Annotated in this window: 18 protein-coding genes; 7 read left to right on the top strand and 11 right to left on the bottom strand. The window is 71.9% G+C overall.

Features of this window, described 5'->3' with window-relative positions:
- Positions 1 to 184 precede the first annotated feature (184 nt).
- The 3 genes from ACFY8U_RS11800 to ACFY8U_RS11790 all read right to left on the bottom strand — a co-directional run bounded on the left by ACFY8U_RS11800 (position 185) and on the right by ACFY8U_RS11790 (position 7578).
- Positions 185 to 3046, bottom strand: a complete 2862-nt coding sequence (locus ACFY8U_RS11800; protein WP_389568812.1) for a serine/threonine protein kinase — start codon at positions 3044 to 3046, stop codon at positions 185 to 187.
- Positions 3047 to 3210: 164 nt separating this feature from the next.
- Positions 3211 to 5583, bottom strand: coding sequence for a serine/threonine-protein kinase (locus ACFY8U_RS11795; protein WP_389568809.1), 2373 nt, complete (start codon positions 5581 to 5583; stop codon positions 3211 to 3213).
- Between the two features lie 288 nt (positions 5584 to 5871).
- Complete coding sequence (locus ACFY8U_RS11790) at positions 5872 to 7578, bottom strand: glycerol-3-phosphate dehydrogenase/oxidase (protein ID WP_389568806.1); 1707 nt, start codon at positions 7576 to 7578, stop codon at positions 5872 to 5874.
- A 225-nt stretch (positions 7579 to 7803) separates the two neighbouring features.
- Here ACFY8U_RS11790 and ACFY8U_RS11785 point away from each other — a divergent pair, with 225 nt between their 5' ends.
- Positions 7804 to 9045 (top strand): nucleotide sugar dehydrogenase, encoded by a 1242-nt coding sequence (locus tag ACFY8U_RS11785; protein WP_389568803.1) that lies wholly within the window; start codon positions 7804 to 7806, stop codon positions 9043 to 9045.
- 90 nt (positions 9046 to 9135) lie between these two features.
- The gene (locus tag ACFY8U_RS11780) at positions 9136 to 9627 is read left to right on the top strand and encodes a hypothetical protein (RefSeq protein WP_389568801.1); all 492 of its coding nucleotides are present in this window, start codon (positions 9136 to 9138) and stop codon (positions 9625 to 9627) included.
- Positions 9628 to 9695: 68 nt separating this feature from the next.
- On the opposite strand, the gene ACFY8U_RS11775 is transcribed toward ACFY8U_RS11780, so the two are convergent.
- The 4 genes from ACFY8U_RS11775 to ACFY8U_RS11760 form a co-directional block, all read right to left on the bottom strand.
- Positions 9696 to 10820: a GuaB3 family IMP dehydrogenase-related protein gene (locus ACFY8U_RS11775; protein WP_361596371.1), complete on the bottom strand. Its 1125-nt coding sequence runs from the start codon at positions 10818 to 10820 to the stop codon at positions 9696 to 9698.
- Positions 10821 to 10925: 105 nt separating this feature from the next.
- A complete protein-coding gene (guaB, locus tag ACFY8U_RS11770) occupies positions 10926 to 12428 on the bottom strand; it encodes an IMP dehydrogenase (protein WP_361442577.1) in 1503 nt (500 codons plus the stop codon).
- Positions 12429 to 12567: 139 nt separating this feature from the next.
- The gene (locus ACFY8U_RS11765; RefSeq protein ID WP_361442574.1) at positions 12568 to 13170 is read right to left on the bottom strand and encodes a sigma-70 family RNA polymerase sigma factor; all 603 of its coding nucleotides are present in this window, start codon (positions 13168 to 13170) and stop codon (positions 12568 to 12570) included.
- A 275-nt stretch (positions 13171 to 13445) separates the two neighbouring features.
- Complete coding sequence (locus tag ACFY8U_RS11760; protein ID WP_003948568.1) at positions 13446 to 14057, bottom strand: response regulator transcription factor; 612 nt, start codon at positions 14055 to 14057, stop codon at positions 13446 to 13448.
- Between the two features lie 451 nt (positions 14058 to 14508).
- Here ACFY8U_RS11760 and ACFY8U_RS11755 point away from each other — a divergent pair, with 451 nt between their 5' ends.
- Positions 14509 to 14844, top strand: coding sequence for a WhiB family transcriptional regulator (locus ACFY8U_RS11755; RefSeq protein ID WP_361596362.1), 336 nt, complete (start codon positions 14509 to 14511; stop codon positions 14842 to 14844).
- 183 nt (positions 14845 to 15027) lie between these two features.
- Here ACFY8U_RS11755 and ACFY8U_RS11750 read toward each other — a convergent pair whose 3' ends face one another.
- Positions 15028 to 15933: a LysR family transcriptional regulator gene (locus ACFY8U_RS11750; protein ID WP_389568797.1), complete on the bottom strand. Its 906-nt coding sequence runs from the start codon at positions 15931 to 15933 to the stop codon at positions 15028 to 15030.
- An 81-nt stretch (positions 15934 to 16014) separates the two neighbouring features.
- Here ACFY8U_RS11750 and ACFY8U_RS11745 point away from each other — a divergent pair, with 81 nt between their 5' ends.
- Complete coding sequence (locus ACFY8U_RS11745; protein WP_389568794.1) at positions 16015 to 16692, top strand: MOSC domain-containing protein; 678 nt, start codon at positions 16015 to 16017, stop codon at positions 16690 to 16692.
- Positions 16693 to 16730: 38 nt separating this feature from the next.
- Positions 16731 to 17504 (top strand): SDR family oxidoreductase, encoded by a 774-nt coding sequence (locus ACFY8U_RS11740; protein ID WP_361442562.1) that lies wholly within the window; start codon positions 16731 to 16733, stop codon positions 17502 to 17504.
- A 13-nt stretch (positions 17505 to 17517) separates the two neighbouring features.
- Here the strand turns inward: ACFY8U_RS11740 and ACFY8U_RS11735 are convergent, their stop codons facing one another.
- The gene (locus tag ACFY8U_RS11735; protein ID WP_389568791.1) at positions 17518 to 19434 is read right to left on the bottom strand and encodes a DUF2264 domain-containing protein; all 1917 of its coding nucleotides are present in this window, start codon (positions 19432 to 19434) and stop codon (positions 17518 to 17520) included.
- 170 nt (positions 19435 to 19604) lie between these two features.
- On the opposite strand from ACFY8U_RS11735, the gene ACFY8U_RS11730 reads away from it, so the two are divergent.
- On the top strand, positions 19605 to 20732 hold the full coding sequence (locus ACFY8U_RS11730; RefSeq protein ID WP_389568789.1) for a substrate-binding domain-containing protein: 1128 nt from the start codon (positions 19605 to 19607) through the stop codon (positions 20730 to 20732).
- Positions 20733 to 20896: 164 nt separating this feature from the next.
- Positions 20897 to 21601 (top strand): ester cyclase, encoded by a 705-nt coding sequence (locus tag ACFY8U_RS11725; RefSeq protein WP_361442553.1) that lies wholly within the window; start codon positions 20897 to 20899, stop codon positions 21599 to 21601.
- Between the two features lie 116 nt (positions 21602 to 21717).
- On the opposite strand, the gene groL is transcribed toward ACFY8U_RS11725, so the two are convergent.
- Both groL and groES read right to left on the bottom strand, forming a co-directional pair.
- Positions 21718 to 23346 (bottom strand): chaperonin GroEL, encoded by a 1629-nt coding sequence (groL, locus tag ACFY8U_RS11720; RefSeq protein ID WP_361596338.1) that lies wholly within the window; start codon positions 23344 to 23346, stop codon positions 21718 to 21720.
- Between the two features lie 117 nt (positions 23347 to 23463).
- Positions 23464 to 23772, bottom strand: a complete 309-nt coding sequence (gene groES, locus ACFY8U_RS11715; RefSeq protein WP_057584642.1) for a co-chaperone GroES — start codon at positions 23770 to 23772, stop codon at positions 23464 to 23466.
- Between the last annotated feature and the right edge of the window lie 93 nt (positions 23773 to 23865).

Genomic DNA, 23865 nt, shown 5'->3' with positions numbered 1-23865 from the left:
GCACGGAGGACGGAACCTCGGGGCTGGCAAAGGAACCGCACCGTGACCGACGGGTGCCCGTTCACGTGACCGCAGAGGGCCGCTCCAGGTGACCGAGGTGGCCTGTTCAGGTGGCCGACGGGGGGCTTCGTCACCTGACCGGAAGGCCTGTTCGCGGGGGCCGACGTGTCACCGCCGGGCCCGGTCAGCGGGTGGCGCGGTAGACCTTCACCGCCTGGTCGTAGATCTCCGACACCTTGTCGCGTTCGCTCTCCGGACCGATGACCTGGACGACGTGGTAGCGGCCGTCCTCGATCAGGGCGAGGTTACGGACGAAGACATCGCGGCCCGTGCTGTCCTGCCAGGTGAACTGGCCCACCGCCATGGACTGCTGCCCCACGTCGATCCGCCGCAGACCGGTGGCACCGGACCAGCTGGAGTCCCGCCACGGCTGGAGCTCGCGCTCCTTGGTCCGCTGGTACGCCATCGGGTCCGAGCCGTTGGCCTGCACGGTGTCCCGGCCGGGAACGACGATCAGGGTGAAATCTCCCCCGGTGTAGCGGACTTGCCCGGCGTCGTTGATCGGGCTGCGGCGCCAGTCCTTGGGGACACCGACCTCGAACCCTTCCGGGTCCTTCCGGAGCGTGTACCCGGCGGCGAGGGCGGGCGCGCTCGGGGTGGCGGCCGGCGGATTCGTCTTCGTGGGACCGGGCGTGGTGCCGGGCTTGGTGCTCGGCCCGGGGCTGGGCCTGCCGGACGGCGGGGACTGGGGCGCGGTGGTGGGCGCCCCCGTGTGGGCGGCGGGCTGCCCGCCGTCGGCACCGTCCTTGGGCAGGAACAGCACGGCGTACGCGACGGCTCCGACGAGCAGGAGGAGGACCAGGAGCAGGAGCGTGAGGCCGAGGGAGCGCGGAGAACGGCCGGCTCCGCCCGCGCCCCGCGGCGCTCGGGGCGGGCGGGGAGCACGGGGCGCCCGCTGAGGGAGTTCCTCGTGGAAGCGCTCCTGGGCGAAGTCCTGGCGCGGCTGCCGCTGCCCGGGCTCGCGTCGGACGGCCTGGGGCTCATGGCGTACGCCCTGGCGCTCGTGCCGTACGGCCTGGGCCTCGTGTCGGGCCTGAGGCTCGTCGTGGGCGGGCAGCTCCTGGTGGCGCCTGCCCTTGCGGTGCCGGTGCCGGCCCCCCGCCGCTCCGCCGCGGCGCCTGCGCACCAGCTCGCCACGGCGCCGTACGACGGGCAGCCGCGTCGCGTCCACGGACGGCAGAGGGACGATCCCCATGCCCGCCTCCGGCTCCGGGGCGGACCGTACGAGCGAGCGCAGCCAGCCGCGCAGCTCCTCGAAGTCGGGGCGCTCGGTGGGGTCCTGGCGCAGCAGGGACTCGACGACGGGGCGCAGCGGGCCGCACTCCTCGGCGAAGGCCGGGGGCTCGGCGCAGACCAGCTGGACGAGTTCGGCGGCGTTGTCCTCGGGGTACGGGGCATGGCCCTGGACGGCCCGGTAGAGAAGCGCGCCGAGCGCCCAGAGGTCGGTGGCGGGGCCGATGGGCGGGGCAAGGCGCCAGTTCTCGTGGACCGGTCCCGCCTGCTCGGGCGCCCAGCGCTCGGTGACCGCGCCGACGACGGCGATCCGGGCCTGGCGGGCCCGTTCGGCGGCGAGCCGGGTGGCCGGGCCGCGGTAGACGGACGTCGGTGCGCCCGCTTCGGCCGGTCCGTCCCACCCGCCGGAGGCGGGGGCGGGTACGGGGACGTGCTCGGGGACGGGGGCCGGGGCGTAGCCGGCGGGGAGGGCGGGCAGCGCGTGGCCGCCGCCCGCGGGGACGGGTCCGGAGGCGTCGCGCGAGGCGTGCGGGCCGTCGCTCCAGGTACCGGCGAGCAACGCGCGGGGCGGTCCGCCGCCTTCGCTGCCGTACCCCTTGCGGTACGGGGCCGGGTACTCGTCGTCGGTGTCGTCCTCGTCCTCGTCGTCGCCGGTCTGGGACCACCAGCGCGGCTCCGGGCCGAGCCCCTGCGCGGGCACCGGCGCGGGGGGCGTCGGAAGGGCGGCGGGAGGCTCCGGGTCGTGGGCGGCCCGGGGGTCGGACTCGGCGGCGGGCTCGGGCGCCGGCCGCTGCACGGGGACGGCGGCCCCGGTCTCGCCGATGTGCGCCGCGGCGCGCGCTCCCGCCCGGTACGCGGCGATGGCGCCCGCGCGGGCCGCCCGCACGTCCGTGGCCGGAGGGGCGCCGCCCGCCGGGAGTTCGGGTCGTGCCGCCGGTTCGTTCGCCGGAGGCGCGCCGTCGTCGTCATCCGTACCGGTACGCGCACCCCCCGGGCCGTCCTCGTCCCCGTGTCCCTGCTCGTACGCGTACCGCTGCCCGTCCCCGTAGGCCTGCTCGTCCCCGTGCCGCGGCGAGTCCTCGTAGCCGTGCCCGCCCTCGTACCCCTGCCCGCCCTCGTAGCCCTGCTCGTCGTCGTACCCCTGCTCGTCGTCCTCGGCGAGCGGCACCGGGGCGTAGCCGCACAGGGCCTCCTCCGCGGCGCCCGCCGCGAGCCCGGTCAGGAGCACGCGTCCGTCGTCGCAGACGAGCACCGTCCGCGGGGTGATGTTCCGGTGGGTCCAGCCGTGCGCGTGCAGTGCGCGCAGGGCGGTGAGGACGTCGGAGCCGATCTCGGCGGCGCGGTAGGGGGTCAGCGGGCGCTCGGCGAGGAGCGCCGCGAGCGGCCTGGCCGCGATCAGTTCACTCACTATCCACAGCGAACCGGCCTCCGCGAACACGTCGAAGACCTGGTCGAGTCGCGGGTGGTCCGGGATCTGCGCGGCTGCCTGCGCCGCCTCGACGGCGCGCCGCACCGCGGGGTCGGCGGGCCGCCTGGTCGCCCGGCCGGAGGCGGGTCGGTGCGGGGTGAAGCCGGTGCCGTCCTCGTCGACGACCTCGGCGTCGATGACCTCGGGCAGGGGCACCTGGTGGACCAGGACCTCCTGTCCGCTGTACGTGTCGAAGGCGCGGGTCTCGACGAGTTCGTACGCGTCCTGCGGCGGTACGGGCAGGCGATAGCGGTCGGCGAGCACCCTTCCCGCGTAGTCGTCCACGACGCCTCCCCACCGAGCGCGCTGTCCCCCGGGTCGCACGGATCCCGTTCAGCTCATGAATCGCACGGAATACGCGAAACCGTCAATTCCGGTCTTGGCCCGTACAGTTGACGATGCTTTTCGGCTGCGTACGGTCCACGTCCTCTCACGATACGTGGCGCCGGTCAGTCCTTGGGGCTGAACGTGGCGAACGCGGTGTCCCGCAGCGTCTTGCACGCCGTGGCGTTCCACTCGTCCGCCTTGCAGCTGACCATGATCGAGTAGCCGTGCGTGGCGTCCACCTTGAAACCCCGGTTCAGTATCCGGACGCGCATGCCGTTCTCATTGCGCTCGAACTCCCAGTCGGCGACCGTCGGGTACCCCTTGTACGAGACGGCCTTGATGCCGATGTGACGGTAGCCGTTGCTGGACGCGGAGACGCCGGCCACGGCCGCCGCCCATGCGGCGGCCGCGTCGTCCTTGGGGCTGCCGTTGTAGTCGACCTGGACGCGCGGGTACCCGCCGCCGGCGTTGAAGATCCCGCCCGAGTTCCGGCCCGCTATGCCGGCGAGCTTGAACGAGGACGGCATCGCCATGGCGAAGTGGAACCGGCTGTTCGTCACCATGACGTACCCGGCGGGAAGCTGCGTGCCGGGGGCGCCGGTGCTCGGCTTCCCCGACGGCTTGCCGGTCTGCCCGCCCGAACCCGAACCCGAGCCCGAACCGGGGTCCGAACCCGAGCCGGACGGCTGGTCGCCGCCCTGCTGACCGGGGTCGCTCGGGGTCTCGCCCTTGCCCTCGGTGTCGCCGTCGCCCGCCGTGGCCCCGGCCGAGGTGGTCTTGTCGGTGCCCTTGCCCGCCGTGCCGTCCTTGCCGTCGTCACCGCCGCCGAGCGCGACGGCGAGGATGGTGCCGAGCAGGGCGAGGACCACGATCCCCGCGATGATGACGAGCGTGCGGCGCGGTACGACGTCGGTCAGCGAGGCCCGCGGCTGCGCCGGCCTGCTCCCGCCCTGCAGCGGCTCGGGGCGCGGCTTGGGCCTCTGCTCGGGCCGGACCGATGCGGCCGCGTTCCGTACGGACTTCAGCGCGCCGCGCATCCGCTCGGCAGCGTCCGCGGCCTTCTCCTTCGGGGCGGTCGCCGACCCCTTCGGCGGCTCCGGCGGAACCGGGGGCAGCGGCACGACACGGGTCGCCTCGGGCGACGGCTCGGGCACCACCGGGGCGGGCGCGGGCGCGTCGAGCACGGCCCTGAGCAGCACGCGCGCGCCGGCGTCGTCGAGCCGCTGGTCGGGGTCCTTGGCGAGCAGGCCGTAGATGACCTTCTCCAGGAGCGGCCCCGCGTTCTTCGGCGGGTCGACGGGCTCGGTCATCACGGCGGTGAGCGTCGCGATCGCGGAACCCTTGTCGTACGGGGGGCTGCCCTCGACGCTCGCGTACAGCAGTCCGCCCAGCGACCACATGTCGGCGGCCGGGCCGGGCTTGTGGCCGCGGGCCCGTTCGGGCGAGATGTACGAGGGCGCGCCGACGAGCATGCCCGTGGAGGTGATCGACGGGTCGCCCTCGACCTGCGCGATACCGAAGTCGGTGAGGACGACGCGGCCGTCCTCGGCGATCAGCACGTTGGACGGCTTCACGTCGCGGTGCAGGATGCCCTGACGGTGCGCCGAGCGCAGCACGTCCAGGATCGCGAGACCGACCTCGGCGGCGCGGTGCGGGGTGAGCGTGCCGTCCTCGCGGACGGCGTCGGCGAGGGACTTGCCCTCGATGAGCTCCATGACGATCCACGGCCGGTCGTCCTCGTCGACGACGTCGTAGACGGTCACGGCGCCGTTGTTACGGATCCGGGCGATGGCCTTCGCCTCGCGCAGGGTCCGGGTGATGAGGCGTCGCTTCTCGTCCTCGTCGATGCTGTTGGGGAAGCGGAGCTCCTTGACGGCGACCGTGCGGCCGAGGGTCTCGTCGACCGCGCGCCACACGGTGCCCATGCCGCCGCGCCCGAGGACGCCGTCGAGCCGGTACCGCCCGGCGAGCAACCGGCCCTCGGTCGTCGCCCCGGCGCGCTCCGCCGAGCCGGAACGCCCGCCACCGGCGGGCTTCCTGAGCTTGGGCGCCTCGGCCTTCGACGCCGCACCGGGCACGGCGTCGGACGGCTCGGCGCCGGCCCGCTGGGCACCGGAACCGGCGCCCTTGGCCCCGGACGGCACGGCGTCCGACGGCGCGGAGGCCGTCGACTTCTCCGCCCCCGGCGCCTTCTCCGCTCCGGACGCTCCCGACGCACCGGACGCTCCGGGCACACCGGAAGCTCCGGGCGCACCGGCCCTCGCGGCCCCGGACGACTTCTCCGGCCCGCCGGTCGTACCGGCCTCGGCCGTACCGCGGGTCCCGGCCGGCCCGGCCGCACCCGCCACCGCGGCCGATTCCGTGCCCGACTTACCGTCCGGCTCCGCCTCACGTGCCGCGGGAACCACACCTCGGTCGCCGTCGGTTCCGGCACCCGCGCCGGCGTCCCGCCGAGGGTCCCGCGCCGTGTCCCGCGACTGCTCCGCCTCCGACATGCGTCCCCTCTGCGATCCCTGATCTTCGCCCGCGTCTGCCGCTTCCCGCGATGCGGTAACCCGCCCTGGAAGAGAGCCCATTGTCTCTCACCCCGGGACCGATCCCGCTCCGGGGTCCGCACTCCGAGAAGAGGGCCTCGCGGGAAAGCGCTGCCGTCATGGCACCCGACGCCGAAGCATCCCCCTCGGGTTCCGTACCCGTACGAACAGGATGCCGCAGACGCCTCTCAACGTCCCCTCCCCGAAGCCGAGTTCGTCCGAGGCACGCCGACGGCTCCGTCGGACGGGTCAGATCGGCACGATGTCGGGGGCGCCGAGCCGGGCCGCGTCCGCCGTCAGGTCGTCCGGCTGCCGCTGCGACTCCCGCTCCGCCTCCACCCGCTTCTCGTAGTGCTCCACCTCCTTCTCGATCTGGTGCGTGTCCCAGCCCAGCACGGGCGCCATCAACTCGGCGCACTCCCGCGCGCTGCGCGTCCCGCGGTCGAAGGTCTCGATGGAGATCCGGGTGCGCCGGGTCAGGACGTCGTCGAGGTGCCGGGCGCCCTCGTGCGAGGCGGCGTAGACGATCTCGGCGCGGAGATAGTCCTCCGCACCCGCCAGGGGCTCGGCAAGGCCGGGGTCGGCGGCGATGAGCGCCAGGAGCTCCTCGGTCATCGAGCCGTACCGGTTGAGCAGATGCTCGACCCGGACGACATGGAGTCCGGCCCGGGCGGCGATCCTCGCTCTGGCGTTCCACAGGGCCCTGTACCCCTCGGCGCCCAGGAGCGGGACGTCCTCCGTGACGCAGGCGGCGACCCGCTGGTCGAGCCCGTGCACGGCCTCGTCCACGGCATCCTTGGCCATCACCCGGTAGGTCGTGTACTTCCCGCCGGCCACGACGACGAGGCCCGGCACCGGGTGCGCGACGGTGTGTTCGCGCGAGAGCTTGCTCGTGGCGTCCGACTCGCCCGCCAGCAGGGGTCGCAGGCCCGCGTACACACCCTGGACGTCGTCCCTGGTGAGCGGCACGGCCAGGACGCTGTTCACATGCTCCAGGAGATAGTCGATGTCGGCGCTGGACGCGGCCGGATGCGCCTTGTCCAGGTCCCAGTCGGTGTCCGTGGTGCCGACGATCCAGTGCCGTCCCCACGGGATCACGAACAGCACGGACTTCTCGGTCCGCAGGATCAGTCCGGTGTTCGAGTGAATCCGGTCCTTGGGCACGACCAGATGGATGCCCTTCGACGCCCGCACATGGAACTGACCGCGCTCCCCGATGAGCGCCTGGGTGTCGTCCGTCCACACCCCGGTCGCGTTGACGAGCTGCTTCGCGCGGATCTCGTACTCCCCGCCCGCCTCGACGTCCTGGACCCGGGCACCCACGACCCGTTCACCCTCGCGGAGGAAGCCGATCACCCGGGCGCGGCTGGCGACCTTCGCTCCGTAACTGGCGGCCGTACGGACCAGCGTGGTGACGAAGCGGGCGTCGTCCATCTGGGCGTCGTAGTACTGCAAGGCGCCGACCAGGGCGTCCTTCTTCAGACAGGGGGCCACCCGCAGGGCGTTGCGCCGGGAGAGGTGGCGGTGGACCGGCAGTCCGCGGCCGTGGCCCGAGGAGAGCGACATCGCGTCGTACAGCGCGACGCCCGAGCCCGCGTAGAGCCGCTCCCAGCCCTTGTGCTGCAAGGGGTAGAGGAAGGGGACGGGCTTCACCAGATGGGGTGCGAGCCGCTCCAGGAGCAGGCCGCGCTCCTTCAGCGCCTCCCGCACCAGCGCGAAGTCCAGCATCTCCAGATAGCGCAGGCCGCCGTGGATCAGCTTGCTGGAACGGCTGGAGGTGCCGGATGCCCAGTCGCGGGCCTCCACGAGGCCGGTCGAGAGTCCTCTCGTGACCGCGTCGAGTGCCGTCCCGGCGCCGACCACGCCGGCGCCCACGACCAATACGTCCAGTTCACGCTCGGCCATGTCCGCGAGCGCCTCGGCGCGCTCGGCCGGTCCCAGTGTCGCTGTCCTCACCGCTGCCTCCCGTCGTCCCCCTGCGTGATCGGGCTCTCAGACTCGATTCTGTCCCGCCCCTCCGACTTCAGCCACCGCCTGTGGATAACACTCGGCGACCTTTGACCACGCAATGCGGCATATCGGTCATATTTACGCCTAGTCTGACATTGCACTCGCCCCGTTCTGTCCACCGGGCTTGCGCGTCTCGTCCCCTCCGGCTATTGGGAAGGACGGCCCACCCTCATGCCCGCTGATCTCGCCGTCATCGGCCTCGGCCACCTCGGACTCCCCCTCGCCCAGGCCGCGATCGCCGCCGGCGTCGACACCATCGGATACGACACCGACCCCCGGCCCGTGGCCGAACTCGCCGCCGGCCGCCCGCCCGTCGACGGCTCGCTCACCGCGTCGGAGATCCGCCGGATGCTCTCGGGGGGCTTCCGGCCCACCACCAACCCGGCCGAGCTCGGCAGGGTCCGTACGGCCGTCATCTGCGCCCCGACCCCGCTCGGCCCCGACCGGACCCTCGACCTCACCGCCGTCCTCGACGCCGCGCGTGCCCTCGCCGCCAGGCTGCGCCCCCACACCACGGTCCTGCTCGAATCCCCCGTCCACCCCGGCACCACCGAAGGTGTGCTGAGGGACGCTCTGGAAGAGGGCTCCGGGCTGCGCGCGGGCCGCGACTTCCACCTCGCGTACTCCCCCGGCCGGCTCGACCCCGGCAACCGCGCGCACGGCTTCGCCGGCACCCCGAAGGTCATCGGCGGGCTCACCCCGGCCTGCACAGAGTCCGCCGCCACCTTCTACGGCCGGCTCACCGACAAGGTCGTACGCGCGCGAGGCCCGCGCGAGGCCGAGACGGTCAAGCTCCTGGAGACCAACTTCCGGCACGTCAACATCGCGCTCGTCAACGAGATGGCGGTGCTCTGCCACGAACTCGGCGTCGACCTCTGGGACGTCATCCGCTGCGCCGAGACCAAGCCCTTCGGCTTCCAGGCCTTCCGCCCCGGCCCCGGCGTCGGGGGCCACGGCGTCCCCGTGGAGCGTCTGGGGACCCACCGCCCGCTCCGTATGGTCGAACTGGCTACCCAGGTCAACGAGCGCATGCCGCAGTACGTCATCCAGCGCTGCGCGACGCTCCTCAACGAGCACGGCAAGTCGGCCCGTGGAGCCCGGGTGCTTCTGCTCGGCATCACGTACAAACCCGATCTCGCCGACCGGGAGGGCTCCCCCGCCGACGAGATCGCGCGCCGTCTGATGGACCTGGGCGCCGTCGTCAGCTACCACGACCCGCACGTCCTGGACTGGCGCGTCCGCGACACCCCGGTCCCCCGCGCCGACTCCCTCTACGAGGCCGCCGCCCACGCCGACCTGACGGTCCTTCTTCAACACCACCGCACCTACGACCTCCAGGGGCTGGCGGTCAAGGCGCAGCTCCTCCTCGACACCCGCGGCGCCACCCCGGCGGGCGCGGCCCACCGGCTCTGAAACCCCCGGGCGGAGTGTCGGAGCGGACTGTTACTCTCCGGGCTCTTGATCGCACAACCGTGCGCCCGTGTCCCTGGGGGGATCAGCACCATGTCTCAGCCCGTTCCGCCGCCCGGCAACCCCTTCGCCGAGGGCGCCGCGCCCACCCCGTACCCGGCCGCTCCGCCGCCGGCGCCCGCCCGCGACAACGTGGCCCTCGGCCTCGTCGCCGCCCTGGTCGCGGCTCTCGTCGGCGCGGGTCTCTACGGCGGCCTCGCCGGGGCCGTCGACCGGGAGATCGGCTACGCCGCCGTGGGTGTCGGCTTCCTCGTCGGCTTCGCCGCCGGCAAGGTCGGCGGCCGCAACCCGGTCCTGCCGGTGGTCAGCGCCGCACTGTCCCTCGGGGCCGTCTACCTCGGCCAGCTCCTGGCGATCTCCATCATCTTCGGCAAGGAGCTGGACGTGTCCGCGACGGACATGTTCTTCGAGCAGTTCGACCTCCTGATGGAGGTCTGGAACGAGAGCAAGGACTTCATGACGTTCGTGTTCTTCGCACTGGCCGCGTTCGCCGCATTCGCGGGCTCGAAGAAGGCGTCCCAGTAACAGCCGTACGCGAAGGGGCCCCGCACCGGACGGTGCGGGGCCCCTCTCCGTCATGGGACGGACGGACGTCAGCGCTTGTGCTGCGAGTCCGCGACCGTGACCTCGACGCGCTGGAACTCCTTGAGCTCGCTGTAGCCCGTCGTGGCCATCGCCCGGCGCAGCGCGCCGAAGAAGTTCATCGAGCCGTCCGGGGTGTGCGACGGACCGGTGAGGATCTCCTCGGTGGTGCCGACGATGCCCAGGTCGACCAGCTTGCCGCGCGGCACGTCCTCGTGGACGGCCTCCATGCCCCAGTGGTGGCCCTTGCCCGGCGCGTCCGTGGCGCGGGCCAGCGGGGAGCCGATCATGACCGAGTCGGCACCGCAGGCGATCGCCTTCGGCAGGTCGCCCGACCAGCCCACACCACCGTCCGCGATCACGTGGACGTACCGGCCGCCGGACTCGTCCATGTAGTCACGACGGGCCGCGGCCACGTCGGCGACCGCGGTCGCCATCGGGACCTGGATGCCGAGCACGTTGCGCGTGGTGTGCGCCGCGCCGCCGCCGAAGCCGACCAGGACACCCGCCGCGCCGGTGCGCATCAGGTGCAGGGCCGCGGTGTACGTGGCGCAGCCGCCGACGATGACCGGGACGTCGAGCTCGTAGATGAACTGCTTGAGGTTCAGCGGCTCGGCCGCGCCCGAGACGTGCTCGGCCGAGACCGTCGTGCCGCGGATGACGAAGATGTCCACGCCGGCGTCGACGACGGCCTTGGAGAACTGCGCGGTGCGCTGCGGGGAGAGCGCGGCGGCGGTGACCACACCCGAGTCGCGCACCTCCTTGATGCGCTGCCCGATCAGCTCCTCCTTGATCGGAGCCGCGTAGATCTCCTGCAGACGGCGGGTCGCGGTGGACTCGTCCATCTCCGCGATCTCGTCGAGCAGTGGCTGCGGGTCCTCGTACCGGGTCCACAGGCCCTCGAGGTTCAGCACGCCCAGGCCGCCCAGCTCGCCGATGCGGATGGCGGTCTGCGGCGAGACGACCGAGTCCATGGGGGCGGCCAGGAAGGGGAGCTCGAAGCGGTAGGCGTCGATCTGCCAGGCGATCGAGACCTCCTTCGGGTCCCGGGTGCGCCGGCTCGGTACGACGGCGATGTCGTCGAACGCGTACGCCCTGCGGCCGCGCTTGCCGCGCCCGATCTCGATCTCAGTCACGATGTGTGGCCTTTCCCTCTACGTCTGCGCCTACCAGTATCCCCGACACAAGCGCGTGGGGCGGTTCCGGCCACATGCCGGAACCGCCCCACGCGTCGCGCTGCGTTACTTCCTGCTGTAGTTCGGCGCCTCGACGGTCATCTGGATGTCGTGCGGGTGGCTCTCCTTGAGGCCCGCGGAGGTGATCCGGACGAACCGGCCCTTGGACTCCATCTCCGCGACGGTGGCGGCACCCACATAGCCCATGGTCTGGCGCAGACCGCCGACGAGCTGGTGCAGGACGTTGGAGAGCGGGCCGCGGTAGGGCACCTGGCCCTCGACGCCCTCGGGCACGAGCTTGTCGTCGGAGGCGACCTCGGCCTGGAAGTAGCGGTCCTTCGAGTACGACCTGCCCTGGCCACGGGACTGCATGGCGCCGAGCGAGCCCATGCCGCGGTACGACTTGAACTGCTTGCCGTTGATGAACAGCAGCTCGCCGGGCGACTCCTCACAGCCCGCGAGGAGGCTGCCGAGCATCACGGTGTCGGCGCCGGCGGCCAGCGCCTTGCCGATGTCGCCGGAGTACTGCAGACCACCGTCGCCGATCAGCGGGACACCGGCGGGACGGGCGGCGAGAGAGGCCTCGTAGATGGCGGTGACCTGCGGGACACCGATGCCCGCGACCACGCGGGTGGTGCAGATCGAGCCGGGGCCCACGCCGACCTTGATGCCGTCGACACCGGCGTCGATCAGCGCCTGGGCGCCGTCACGCGTGGCGACGTTGCCGCCGATCACGTCGACGTTCACGCTCGACTTGATCTTCGCCATCCAGCTCAGGGCGTTGCTGTTGTGGCCGTGCGAGGTGTCGACGACCAGGAAGTCCACGCCGGCGGCGGCGAGCGCCTGGGCGCGCTCCAGCGCCTCGGGGCTGGCGCCCACGGCGGCACCGACGAGCAGGCGGCCCTCGGCGTCCTTGGCCGCGTTCGGGTACTTCTCCGCCTTGACGAAGTCCTTGACGGTGATCAGGCCCTTGAGCACGCCCTCGTCGTCGACCAGCGGCAGCTTCTCGATCTTGTGGCGGCGCAGCAGCTCCATGGCGTCGACGCCGGAGATGCCGACCTTGCCGGTGACCAGCGGCATCGGCGTCATGACCTCGCGGACCTGACGGCTGCGCTCGCTCTCGAAGGCCATGTCACGGTTGGTCACGATGCCCAGCAGCTTGCCGTCCGGGTTGGTGACCGGGACACCGCTGATGCGGAACTTTGCGCACAGGGCGTCCGCCTCGGCGAGCGTCGCCTCCGGGTGCACCGTGATGGGGTCCGTGACCATGCCGGACTCGGAGCGCTTGACCAGGTCGACCTGGTTGACCTGGTCCTCGACGGACAGGTTGCGGTGCAGCACACCGACGCCGCCCAGCCGGGCCATGGCGATGGCCATGCGGGACTCGGTCACCTTGTCCATCGCCGCCGAGAGCAGCGGGATGTTGACCCGGACGTTGCGGGAGATACGGGACGAGGTGTCGACCGCGTTGGGGAGCACCTCGGATGCTCCCGGCAGCAGCAGTACGTCGTCGTAGGTCAGCCCGAGTGTCGCGAATTTACCGGGCACTCCGTCGACGTTTGCAGTCATGACACCTTCCCCAATGGCCTTGATCGGTGCGGATGTCCATGCTAACGGGCCTCGACGGTGTCTCATTCCACGATCAAGATCAGAGAGCAGCTTTGGACGTTCGTACGTATACGTGAGGGCCACCGGCCCTCGTCGACCCTTACTGCTCGGCCAGTGCCCGCAGGCGGCTGAGCGCGCGGTGCTGCGCCACCCGTACCGCTCCCGGTGACATCCCGAGCATCTGGCCGGTCTCCTCGGCCGTGAGACCGACCGCCACCCGCAGGACCAGCAGCTCCCGCTGGTTCTCCGGGAGATTGGCGAGCAGCTTCTTGGCCCATTCGGCATCGTCGCTGAGCAGCGCGCGTTCCTCGGGGCCCAGGGAGTCGTCGGGCCGTTCGGGCATCTCGTCGGAGGGCACGGCCGTCGATCCCGGGTGCCGCATCGCGGCCCGCTGCAGATCGGCGACCTTGTGTCCGGCGATGGCGAAGACAAAGGCCTCGAAGGGCCTGCCCGTGTCCTTGTAGCGCGGCAGCGCCATCAGGACGGCGACGCAGACCTCCTGCGCGAGGTCCTCGACGAAGTGGCGAGCATCACCGGGCAGCCGGCTCAGCCGCGTACGGCAGTAGCGCAGCGCGAGGGGGTGCACGCGCGCCAGAAGGTCGTGCGTGGCCTGCTGGTCGCCGTCGACGGCGCGGTGGACGAGCGCACCGATCTCCCCTGGCCCTACGGGCATGGGGGACCCCATGGTCTCGTCGTCGCGCATCGCTCCATGGTGCCTTGACGCCTGAGCGTTCGCGGCACCGCGTCCGTTGTTGTGCACCGAAGCGTTATGAGCAGGTGCGCCGGAACTCATCTCCTGCGCCCTCCCCTTCCGCTCGATCGACTCGTCCCCGAGGAACTCCACATCTCAAGGATGCGTCATCCCGCGCGGAAGTGACACAAGCCGCCGCGACGGAGACCCGAGCTGCCGCCGTGACGGGGCCCGGGCTACCGCCCCGTCCGCACGCCGCGGACGGGGAAACGGCTGGTCGGCGCCGCCTAGCGGACCAGGCCCCACCGGAAGCCGAGGGCGACGGCGTGCGCCCGGTCCGATGCGCCGAGCTTCTTGAAGAGCCGCCGCGCGTGCGTCTTCACCGTGTCCTCGGAGAGGAAGAGCTCGCGCCCGATCTCCGCGTTGGACCGGCCGTGGCTCATGCCTTCGAGCACCTGGATCTCACGCGCGGTGAGCGTCGGCGCCGCGCCCATCTCGGCCGACCGCAGCCGTCGCGGGGCGAGCCGCCAGGTCGGGTCGGCGAGGGCCTGGGTGACCGTGGCCCGCAGCTCGGCGCGCGAGGCGTCCTTGTGCAGATAGCCACGGGCACCGGCGGCGACCGCGAGCGCGACACCGTCCAGGTCCTCGGCGACGGTGAGCATGATGATGCGGGCGCCGGGGTCGGCGGACAGCAGCCGGCGGACGGTCTCCACGCCGCCCAGACCGGGCATGCGTACGTCCATCAGAATCAGGTCCGAGCGGTCCGCGCCCCAGCGGCGGAGGACTTCCTCGCCGTTGGCCGCGGTGGTCACGCGCTCCACGCCGGGCACGGTCGCGACCGCACGGCGAAGAGCCTCTCGGGCAAGCGGGGAGTCGTCGCAGACGAGGACGGATGTCATGGCCGCCCTCCGCAGCTGATGCGCGTCACCTTGAGCCTCCAGGGCTGGTACGTATCGTCACCTGTGCGGTTGACGCTCTCGGACACCTGCCCGAGCGCTTGTTCCTTCAACCGCCTCCGCACTCTCAACGACGGTCACTCGAAAGAGTTACGGGTCGGACGGCCGCCTTCGGCACTCTACGTGAGGGAGCGTGCGCGGAGGAGAGCGCCGCAGGTCATTCGTCCTTCACTGGACGCTATGCCCCATTTAGCGGGTTTTCTTCCCTTTTTGTGGTGTCTGTGGCTAGATTCGCAATGAGTCATATTTACATCTACTTAGACAGTAGTTGTACGGTCGGGTCGTATCCGCGAGAGCGGGTACGCGAGACCCACGGGGGGTGAAGGGCCCCCGGCACATCAGCCATCAACCCGCCCACCAATCCGTTCGACACGGTTTCAAGGGGACAAGCGCAATGGCAGATTTCTCCCGCCTTCCCGGACCCAACGCCGATCTTTGGGACTGGCAGCTGCTTGCGGCCTGCCGCGGAGTCGACAGTTCCCTGTTCTTCCACCCCGAGGGAGAGCGCGGCGCGGCACGGAGTGCGCGTGAGAACTCGGCGAAAGAGGTCTGCATGCGGTGCCCCGTACGCGCGGAGTGCGCGGCACACGCACTCGCCGTACGCGAGCCCTACGGCGTATGGGGCGGCCTCACCGAGGACGAACGCGAAGAGCTCATGGGACGAGCCCGCAACCGCCTGATCACGGCTTCGGCCACGGCGCCGGGTTCGGCCGGCGTAGGGCGCGCCTGAAACTCTGAGCGCCCGAAGGCATGAAGGAACGTTTCTGCCCTTGATTGGGGCCGGGGCCGCGCCTCACCCGGCCCCAGGGGGCCGCGCCGCATGCGGCCCGGGGGCGTGCGGCGCGACAGGGTAGTCGTCACACGTATGTCGTTCCGCGTACGGGGTAGCCCGCACGTCGTCACGCGTACGTCGTCACACGTACGTCGTCGCGCGTCCGGCCGCCCGGGTCAGTTCGTCGAGGGTCGCCGCGACCGCCGGGACCTGGGCCAGGTCGGGCAGGGTGAGGGCGACGATCTCGCGCTCCACGGCCGGTTCCACGACCACGGTCCGCGCCCCCTTGGGGCGTACGGACTCGATGGCGAGCTGCGGCAGGACCGCGACGCCCAGGCCGGCACCGACGAGCCCGACCACGGCCGGGTAGTCGTCGGTCGCGAAGTCGATGCGCGGGGTGAACCCCGCCTCCTCGCACACCTCCACCAGCTGACGCTGGCAGCGCGGGCAGCCCGCGATCCAGGACTCCTCGGCCAGTTCGGCGATGCCCACCGCGTCCGCGCCGGCGAGGCGGTGCCCCTCCGGCACCAGGCCCACCAGGCGGTCGGCGAGCAGCGGCCGGACGATCAGGTCGTCCCACTCCGCCGGACCCGCGCCGTACCGGAAGGCCAGGGCCACGTCGCAGTCGCCCTCGCGCAGCATCTCCACCGAGCGCGGCGGCTCGGCCTCCACCAGCGAGACCCGCGTGCCCGGATGCGCCGCGCGCAGGGCGGCGAGGGCGGTGGGGACCAGCGTCGAACTGCCGCTGGGGAAGGAGACCAGCCGGACGCGCCCGGCGCGCAGCCCGGCGATCGCCGCCACCTCCTCCTCGGCGGCGGTGAGGCCCGCGAGGATGCCCGAGGCATGCCGGACCAGGGCCTCGCCCGCCTGGGTGAGCCGCATCTCGCGGCCGGTCCTGATGAGCAGGGGCGTTCCGGCGGAGGCTTCCAGCGCCTTCATCTGCTGGCTCACCGCGGGCTGGGTGCAGCCGAGTTCGCGCGCGGCGGCCGAGAAGGAGCCGGTCGCGGCGACGGCGCGCAGGACGCGGAGATGGCGGGCCTCGATCATACGTCGAGCATAAGCGATACTTGGGCTTCACTGCGAATACCTCTCGGCATCTTTGAGTTCAAGGGGGCTTATGGTGCCGTTATGAAGGTTCTGAGCGTGAATGTCGGACGCGCCATGGCCGTGGACTACACGGATGCGGTGTCCGGCATGACCGGCATCGACAAGCATCCGGTGGAGGGTCCGGTACGGGTCGAGGCGCCGGGCCCGCGCGGTGTCGGGGGCGGCGGGCTCGCCGGGGACAGCGTGTGCGACCTGCGCTTCCACGGGGGGAACGACCGCGCCGTCTCCGCCTTCGCCCGCGAGGACATGGACGCCTGGGAGCGCGAGCTCGGCCGGCCGCTCGCCAACGGCTCCTTCGGCGAGAACCTCACCACGCTCGGGCTCGATGTGAACGGGGCTCTGATCGGCGAGCGTTGGCGGGTCGGCCCCGAGGTGGTCCTGGAGGTGACCGGCGGACGTATCCCCTGCCGTACGTTCGGTGGCTTCCTCGGGGAGAAGGGGTGGGTCCGGCGCTTCACGCGGTCGGCGGCCGGTCCGGGGGCCCTGCTGCGCGTGATCGAGCCGGGCGCGTTCACGGTCGGCGACCCGGTGGAGGTCGTCCACCGCCCCGACCACGCCGTCACGGTCTCGCTGCTGCACCGGGCCGTGACCACCGAGCGCTCGCTGCTGCCGAGCACCCTGGCCGCCGCCGCGTGGATGGACGCCGAACTGCTCGAACTGGCCCGTACCCACACGGAGAAGTACGGCAGCGGCTCCTGATCGCCGGGGCCGCGGCCCGGGGCACTAACGTGCCGCGTATGACGACTGCACTGATTACGGGCGCGACGGCGGGTATCGGGGCCGCCTTCGCGCGGAAGCTGGCGGCGGACGGACACGATGTCGTGCTCGTGGCCCGCGATGTGACGCGGCTGCGGGAGCAGGCGACCGAACTGCACGACCGGCACGGCGTCGAGGCCGAGGTCCTGGCGGCGGACCTGTCCGAGGAGAAGGGGATCGCGGCCGTGGAGGCCCGGCTCTCCGACCCGAAGCAGCCGGTGGACCTGCTGGTGAACAACGCGGGCTTCGGCAACAAGGGCCGGTTCCTGGAAGTGTCCATGGCCGACGAGTTGAAGATGCTGACGGTGCACTGCGAGGCGGTGCTCCGGCTGACGTCGGCGGCGGCGGAGTCCATGCGTGCCCGCGGCCGGGGCGGGGTCGTCAACGTGGCCTCGGTGGCGGCGTTCGTGCCGCGGGGCACGTACGGGGCGTCGAAGGCGTGGGTCGTGCAGTTCACCCAGGGCGCGGCGCGCGACCTGGCGGACAGCGGCGTACGGCTCATGGCGCTCTGCCCGGGCTTCGTACGGACGGAGTTCCACGAGCGGGCCGGGATGGGGACGGACAACATCCCGGGCTGGATGTGGCTCGACGCGGACAAGCTGGTGGCCACGGCGCTGACCGATCTGTCGCGCGGGAAGACGCTGTCCATCCCCGACCCCCGGTACAAGGCGCTGATGGGCGTGGTGAAGCTGACGCCGCGCGGCCTGCTCGGCGGGGTCTCCTCCAGGGCGGGGCGCACGTACGGCCCCAAGTAGGGCGCTTCAGGCGCTACTCGACCGTACGCGCCGCCGGTTCGAGAGAGTCGAGCGCGAGTCGTGCGGTGGTGCCGTTCTGCCAGGTCACGTGGATCGTGCGGCCGGTGACCCGGACGGCCGCGAGGGTGGAGACGGGGGCCGGGTCCGGTTCGGCGGTGAGGGACGCGAGGGCGACGAAGAGGGACTCGGGTCCGCCCGTGGTGCCGTGCAGGGCGGCGGTGCGGGTGTGCGGGCCGCCCTGGGGTGCGGCGCTGGGGTGCGGGCCGCCCTGGGGCGTGACGCCGGGGTGCGTGGCGCTCTGGAGCGTGGCGCCGGTGGCGAGTTCGACGGTTCCGGCGGCGCGCGGGTAGCCGTGGACGGCGTGGAGCTGCGCCGTCGGTCCGTCCGGAGTGGTGGCCCAGCCGGTCTGGCGGACGGGGGTTCCGTCGGGGGCGCCGAGGACGAGATGGGCGCGGACCTCGGCACGGCCGTGGGCCAGGGTCGCGGAGAGGACCCGGACCCCGGGGAGCGGGGTGTGGAGCGAGGCGGCCCAACCGGGGCCGGTGCCGGCCGGGGTCGCCGGGCCGCGCCGGGTGACCCGGCCGTCGACGACCAGGGCGAAGTGGTTGTCGGCGTGGTCGGTCGGGGCCGTGGGGCCGGTGCGGGTGGAGTACGCGAAGCGGGCGTAGCCGGAGTCGTCCTCGCCGGCCGGATCACTGGCGACGTGATTGCTGCCGTGGTTGTGCAGGCGTACGAGTCCGTCGGCGGCGGTGGTCTGGATGAGCAGCGCCGCCGGGGCGACGGGGCGCACGGTGTCGGTGTGCTCGGCGGGCAGGGGCTCTTCGGGGTCGGTCCACGCCGGGTGGTCGGCGGGCAGCAGGAGGCCGAGGAACCCCTTGGAAGCCCAGTAGGGCGAGGCGGGTCCCGAGTAGCTCTGGACGATCGGCGCGTACGGGCCGTGCCAGCCGAGCGTGAGCAGCCCGCGCTCGTCGCACGCGCCCCGGTCGAGGAAGTACCGCAGCGTGCCGGAGGCGAGGCGGCGGGTGGCGCCGGGGGTGAGCGGGGTGTGCCCGGTGAGGGCGCCGAGCCAGGGGGCGGCGGCCGCGGCGAAGCGGTAGGTGAGGGAGCGTCCGTACGGGACGGGGGCGCCGTTCGCGTCGAAGAGGTGGACGTAGTCGTCGAGATGGGCGCGCAGGCGGGGGCCGTAGCGGGCGAGGAGGTCCTGGTCGCCGGAGAGGTGGGCGTGCAGGACGGGGTAGAGGTGCAGGGCCCAGGCGTTGTAGTGGTCGAAGGCGCGGTTGTCGCCGTCGCTGTACCAGCCGTCGCCGACGTACCACGGCTCGATGCGGTCGAGGGAGCGGTGGACGGCGGCGGATGCGCGCTCGATCGTCCCGGCCGCGCGGTCCGTCTCGATGCCGGCGTCCTGGAGGAAGCCGGCGACGGTGAGGCCGAAGAGCCACCAGTTGTTGTCGACCGGGGAGGGTTCCAGGGCGGGAAGCAGCCAGTCGACGACCTGTTGGCGGGTGCGGTCGTCGAGGGTGTCCCAGAGCCAGGGACGGGTCAGCCGCAGCGAGAGGGCGACGGAGGCGGATTCGACGACGGCCTGGCGCACGTCGGTGACGAGCGGCCAGGATTCGGGCTCCTCCCCGCCGGGTGCCTCCGTACCGGCCGCGAGGCCCTCGGCGTAGCGGGCCAGGTGGCCGTGCGGGTCCGCGCCCCGGGCACCCGCGACGCGGAGGGCGGCGAGCAGGAACGTACGGGCATGCCCTTCGAGGCCGTCGGAGCGGGCGCCGGACCAGCTGGGGCGGGGTCCCGGCAGGTCGACGAGGCCGTGGCGGGGTGAGGCGTACGGCCGTACGGCGAGGAGGAGGCGGTCGGCGGCGTCCTCCCAGTGAGCACGGGTCCAGCCGGTGAACGGACTGAGCTCCCGGTTCTCGGGTGGCGTGGGCATGATGCTCCCTGAGGCGGACGTCGTCGTCGCCGGAATCATGGACAGGCTTCGATCGAACGTCAATGAGATCGGAGCGAATGATCGAAACTCCTGCCGTTCGATCATTCTGGCGTAGGCTCCGATACGGGTCCGACGGCCCGCCGGACCAACCGACCGCGAGGGGATGCACCGTGCGCGAGAGTGCCGCCGAACGACACGACCGACTCCTGGCCCTGGTGCGCGAGAGCGGCGCCGCCCGGGTCGCCGAACTCGCCGACCGGCTCGGCGTCTCCCCGGTGACCGCCCGCCGCGACGTCGAGGCGCTGGCCGCCAAGGGGCTGCTGGACCGGGTGCACGGGCAGGTCTCCTGGCCCGAGCGGCACGCGGCCCCGGGCGGCGCGGGTGCCCGGCGTCCGGGCGAGGGCCTGGTCCTGGGGCTGCTCGCGCCCTCGGCCACGTACTACTTCGCCGAGGTCATCCGGGGTGCGCACGAGGCGGCGGCGAAGGCCGGGGCCCGGCTGATCCTGCGGATCTCCGACTACCGCCCCGAGGAGGACCGCGCACGCGCCGAAGGCCTGCTCGCGGCCGGCGCCGAGGGCGTGCTGGTCGCGCCGGGCTGGCGGGTGCCGGAGGACCGGTCGGCGTACGGGAACTGGCTCACCGAACTCCCCGTGCCCGCCGTGCTCCTGGAGCGCCGGGCCGACCCCGGCAGCCCCCTGGACGCCCTGGACCGGGTGGTGTCCGACCACGGCCACGGCGTCCTGCTCGCCCTGCGCCATCTGCTCGGCCTCGGCCACGGCACCCCGCTGCTCGTCGCCCGCGGCGACAGCCCGACCGCGCTCGCGGTGCGCGCCGGTTACACGGAGGCGCTGGCCACGCTGGGCCTGCCGGCGCCCGGCCCGGTGATCGACTCCGTACCGGCCGACCAGGATCCGGCCGGTTTCGAGCGCGCGGTGCGGGCCCTGTACGAGGCGGTGAGCTCGGGCCGGGTCAGCGCTGCCCTGGTCCACAACGACGTGGACGCGATCGAGATCGTCCAGCGCCTGGCGGAGCTGGGCGTGAAGGTGCCGGAGGACCTGGCCCTGATCGCGTACGACGACGAGGTCGCGGCTCTCGCCGACACCCCGCTCACGGCGGTCGCCCCGCCCAAGCGCCAGGTGGGCAGGCACGCCACGGAGCTGCTGGTGGAGCGGCTGACGGAGGGGCGGGGGGCCCCGGAGGGCCCGGCCGAGGAGCCCGCGCGACGCCATCTGAGCCTGCTGCCGCGACTGCGGGTGCGCTCCTCCTGCGGGGCGGCACCGGAGGCCCGCACCTACTGATCGATCCGATCTTTTTTCGATCAATCGATCTTCCGGTACGGCCGACAGACCTCCGGCGCTCGGCGCAGCCGCTCCGGGCCTGACCGGAGGTACCTCGGCGCGGTCCCGTGCTGCCCGGGTCCCGGACCTAGACTGGACGTGTCCCACCCGGTCCGGGAGGTGTCATGACTTTCGTACAGATCATCGATTGCAAGACCAGCCGGTTCGACGATCTGAACCGGCTCATGGACAAGTGGGTCGAACAGACCCAGGGCAAGCGGACGGCCAGTCACAGCGTCATCGGCAAGGACCGCTCCGACTCGGAGCACCTCGTGGAGATCGTGGAGTTCCCCTCCTACGAGGTGGCGATGACCAACTCGCAACTCCCCGAGACGGACCGCATCTTCCGGGAGATGGTGGCGCTCTGCGACGAGATGCCGACGTTCACGGACCTCGACATCGTGCGGGACGTCCAGCTGTACAAGTCCAACGCCCGCCGGTTCTTCGAGCTCGTCTCCACCGAGGGCGAGCTTCCGCCGCTCGACGAGGTCCTCGCGGAAGGCTGCCACGATCACGATCCGACCAATGTCCAGGACACCATCGGGATGGACGCGATCCGCCACCAGGTGGAGATGTGGCGGGGCGGGTTCGACTTCGACTTCACCGTGAACGACCAGATCGCCGAGGGCGACCGGGTGTGCACCCGGTGGACCTGGGTGGGGACGCACACGGGCGAGTTCCTGGGGCTCAAGCCCGCCGGCCCCGGCATGAAGGTCTCCATGACCGGCACGACCATCCACCAGTTCCGGCCGGACGGGAAGATCGCCGAGACCTGGTGGCAGTACGACCTGCTCGGGCTGATGGGGCAGCTCGGCGCCGTGGAGGGCTAGGGCCCGCCGTCGGAAGACCGTCCGACTCCCGCCGTCGCCGGAGAACACCGCGGAAAACACCGAGGCCCGGTGCCCCCTCCTCAGGGGCACCGGACCTCAGTGATCAGTTACGCGCGTCAGTGCGAGTGGCCGTGACCGTGGCCGTGGCCCGCGTCCGCCGGCTCCTCTTCCTTCTTCTCCACCACGAGCGTCTCGGTGGTGAGGAGGAGGGAGGCGATCGAGGCGGCGTTCTCCAGCGCGGAGCGCGTCACCTTCACCGGGTCGATGACGCCGGCCTTGACCAGGTCGCCGTACTCACCGGTCGCGGCGTTGAAGCCCTGACCCTTGTCGAGCTCCGCCACCTTCGAGGTGATGACGTAGCCCTCGAGGCCGGCGTTCTCGGCGATCCAGCGCAGCGGCTCGACGGCGGCGCGGCGGACGACCGCGACACCCGTGGCCTCGTCGCCGGTCTTGCCGAGGTTGCCCTCGAGGACCTTGACGGCGTGGACCAGAGCGGAGCCACCACCGGAGACGATGCCCTCCTCGACCGCGGCGCGGGTCGCGGAGATGGCGTCCTCCAGACGGTGCTTCTTCTCCTTCAGCTCCACCTCGGTGGCGGCGCCGACCTTGATCACGCACACGCCGCCGGCCAGCTTCGCGAGGCGCTCCTGGAGCTTCTCGCGGTCCCAGTCGGAGTCGGTGGACTCGATCTCGGCCTTGATCTGGTTGACGCGGCCCGCGACGTCCTCGGAGTTGCCGCCACCGTCGACGATGGTGGTGTCGTCCTTGGTGATGGTCACGCGGCGGGCGGTGCCCAGCACGTCCAGACCGGCCTGGTCGAGCTTGAGGCCGACCTCCTCGGCGATGACGGTGGCACCGGTGAGGGTGGCCATGTCGCCGAGCATCGCCTTGCGGCGGTCGCCGAAGCCCGGGGCCTTGACGGCCACGGCGTTGAACGTGCCACGGATCTTGTTGACGACCAGGGTCGACAGGGCCTCGCCCTCGACGTCCTCGGCGATGATCAGCAGCGGCTTGGAGGAGCCGGCCTGGATGACCTTCTCGAGGAGCGGCAGGAGGTCCTGGATCGAGGAGATCTTGCCCTGGTGGATCAGGATGTACGGGTCGTCGAGGACGGCCTCCATACGCTCCTGGTCGGTGACCATGTACGGGGACAGGTAGCCCTTGTCGAAGGCCATGCCCTCGGTGAAGTCGAGCTCCAGACCGAAGGTGTTGGACTCCTCGACGGTGATGACACCGTCCTTGCCGACCTTGTCCATGGCCTCGGCGATGAGCTCGCCGACCTGCTGGTCCTGCGCGGAGAGCGCGGCGACGGCGGCGATGTCCGACTTGTCCTCGATCGGACGGGCGGTCGCGAGCAGCTCGTCGGAGACGGCCTTGACCGCGGCGTCGATGCCCTTCTTCAGGGCGGCCGGGGAAGCACCGGCGGCGACGTTCTTCAGGCCCTCGCGGACCAGCGCCTGGGCGAGCACGGTGGCGGTGGTGGTGCCGTCACCCGCGATGTCGTTGGTCTTGGTCGCCACCTCCTTCACCAGCTGGGCGCCGAGGTTCTCGTACGGGTCCTCGATCTCGACCTCACGGGCGATCGTGACACCGTCGTTGGTGATGGTGGGAGCGCCGAACTTCTTGTCGATGACGACGTTGCGACCCTTCGGGCCGATCGTCACCTTCACCGTGTCGGCAAGCTTGTTGACGCCGCGCTCAAGGGCGCGACGGGCGTCCTCGTCGAACTTCAGGATCTTCGCCATGGGAGCGATTCAGCCCTCTCGGATGTCGAAAAACTGGTGAAACCGAACTGCGCCCCGGACGCCCGGTGCGGGGTCAGGGGCGCAGCTCAAAGCATGTGCTTCAGGTACTTCGGTGAATTACTTCTCGATGATCGCGAGCACGTCGCGAGCCGAGAGGACGAGGAACTCCTCGCCGTTGTACTTCACCTCGGTGCCGCCGTACTTGCTGTACAGCACGACATCGCCGACCTTGACGTCGAGCGGCAGGCGCTCGCCGTTCTCGAAGCGGCCCGGACCGACGGCGAGGACAGCACCCTCCTGGGGCTTCTCCTTCGCGGTGTCCGGGATGACCAGGCCAGAGGCGGTGGTCTGCTCGGCGTCGAGCGGCTGGACCACAATGCGGTCCTCGAGCGGCTTGATGGCAACCTTGGAGCTGGTGGTCGTCACGATCCGACCTCCCCCTTCGGAGATCTCACGGGGCTAACTGTCTGAGGTGGCGACCAGGTGGATCCGTCGTCGCGGGTGCCGGACCTGCCCGTC

The sequence above is a fragment of the Streptomyces sp. NPDC012508 genome (genome assembly GCF_042902595.1).
GTDB lineage: Bacteria > Actinomycetota > Actinomycetes > Streptomycetales > Streptomycetaceae > Streptomyces.
Note: the sequence above shows the minus strand (reverse complement) of the source record. Positions and strands in the feature narration are given on the sequence as shown.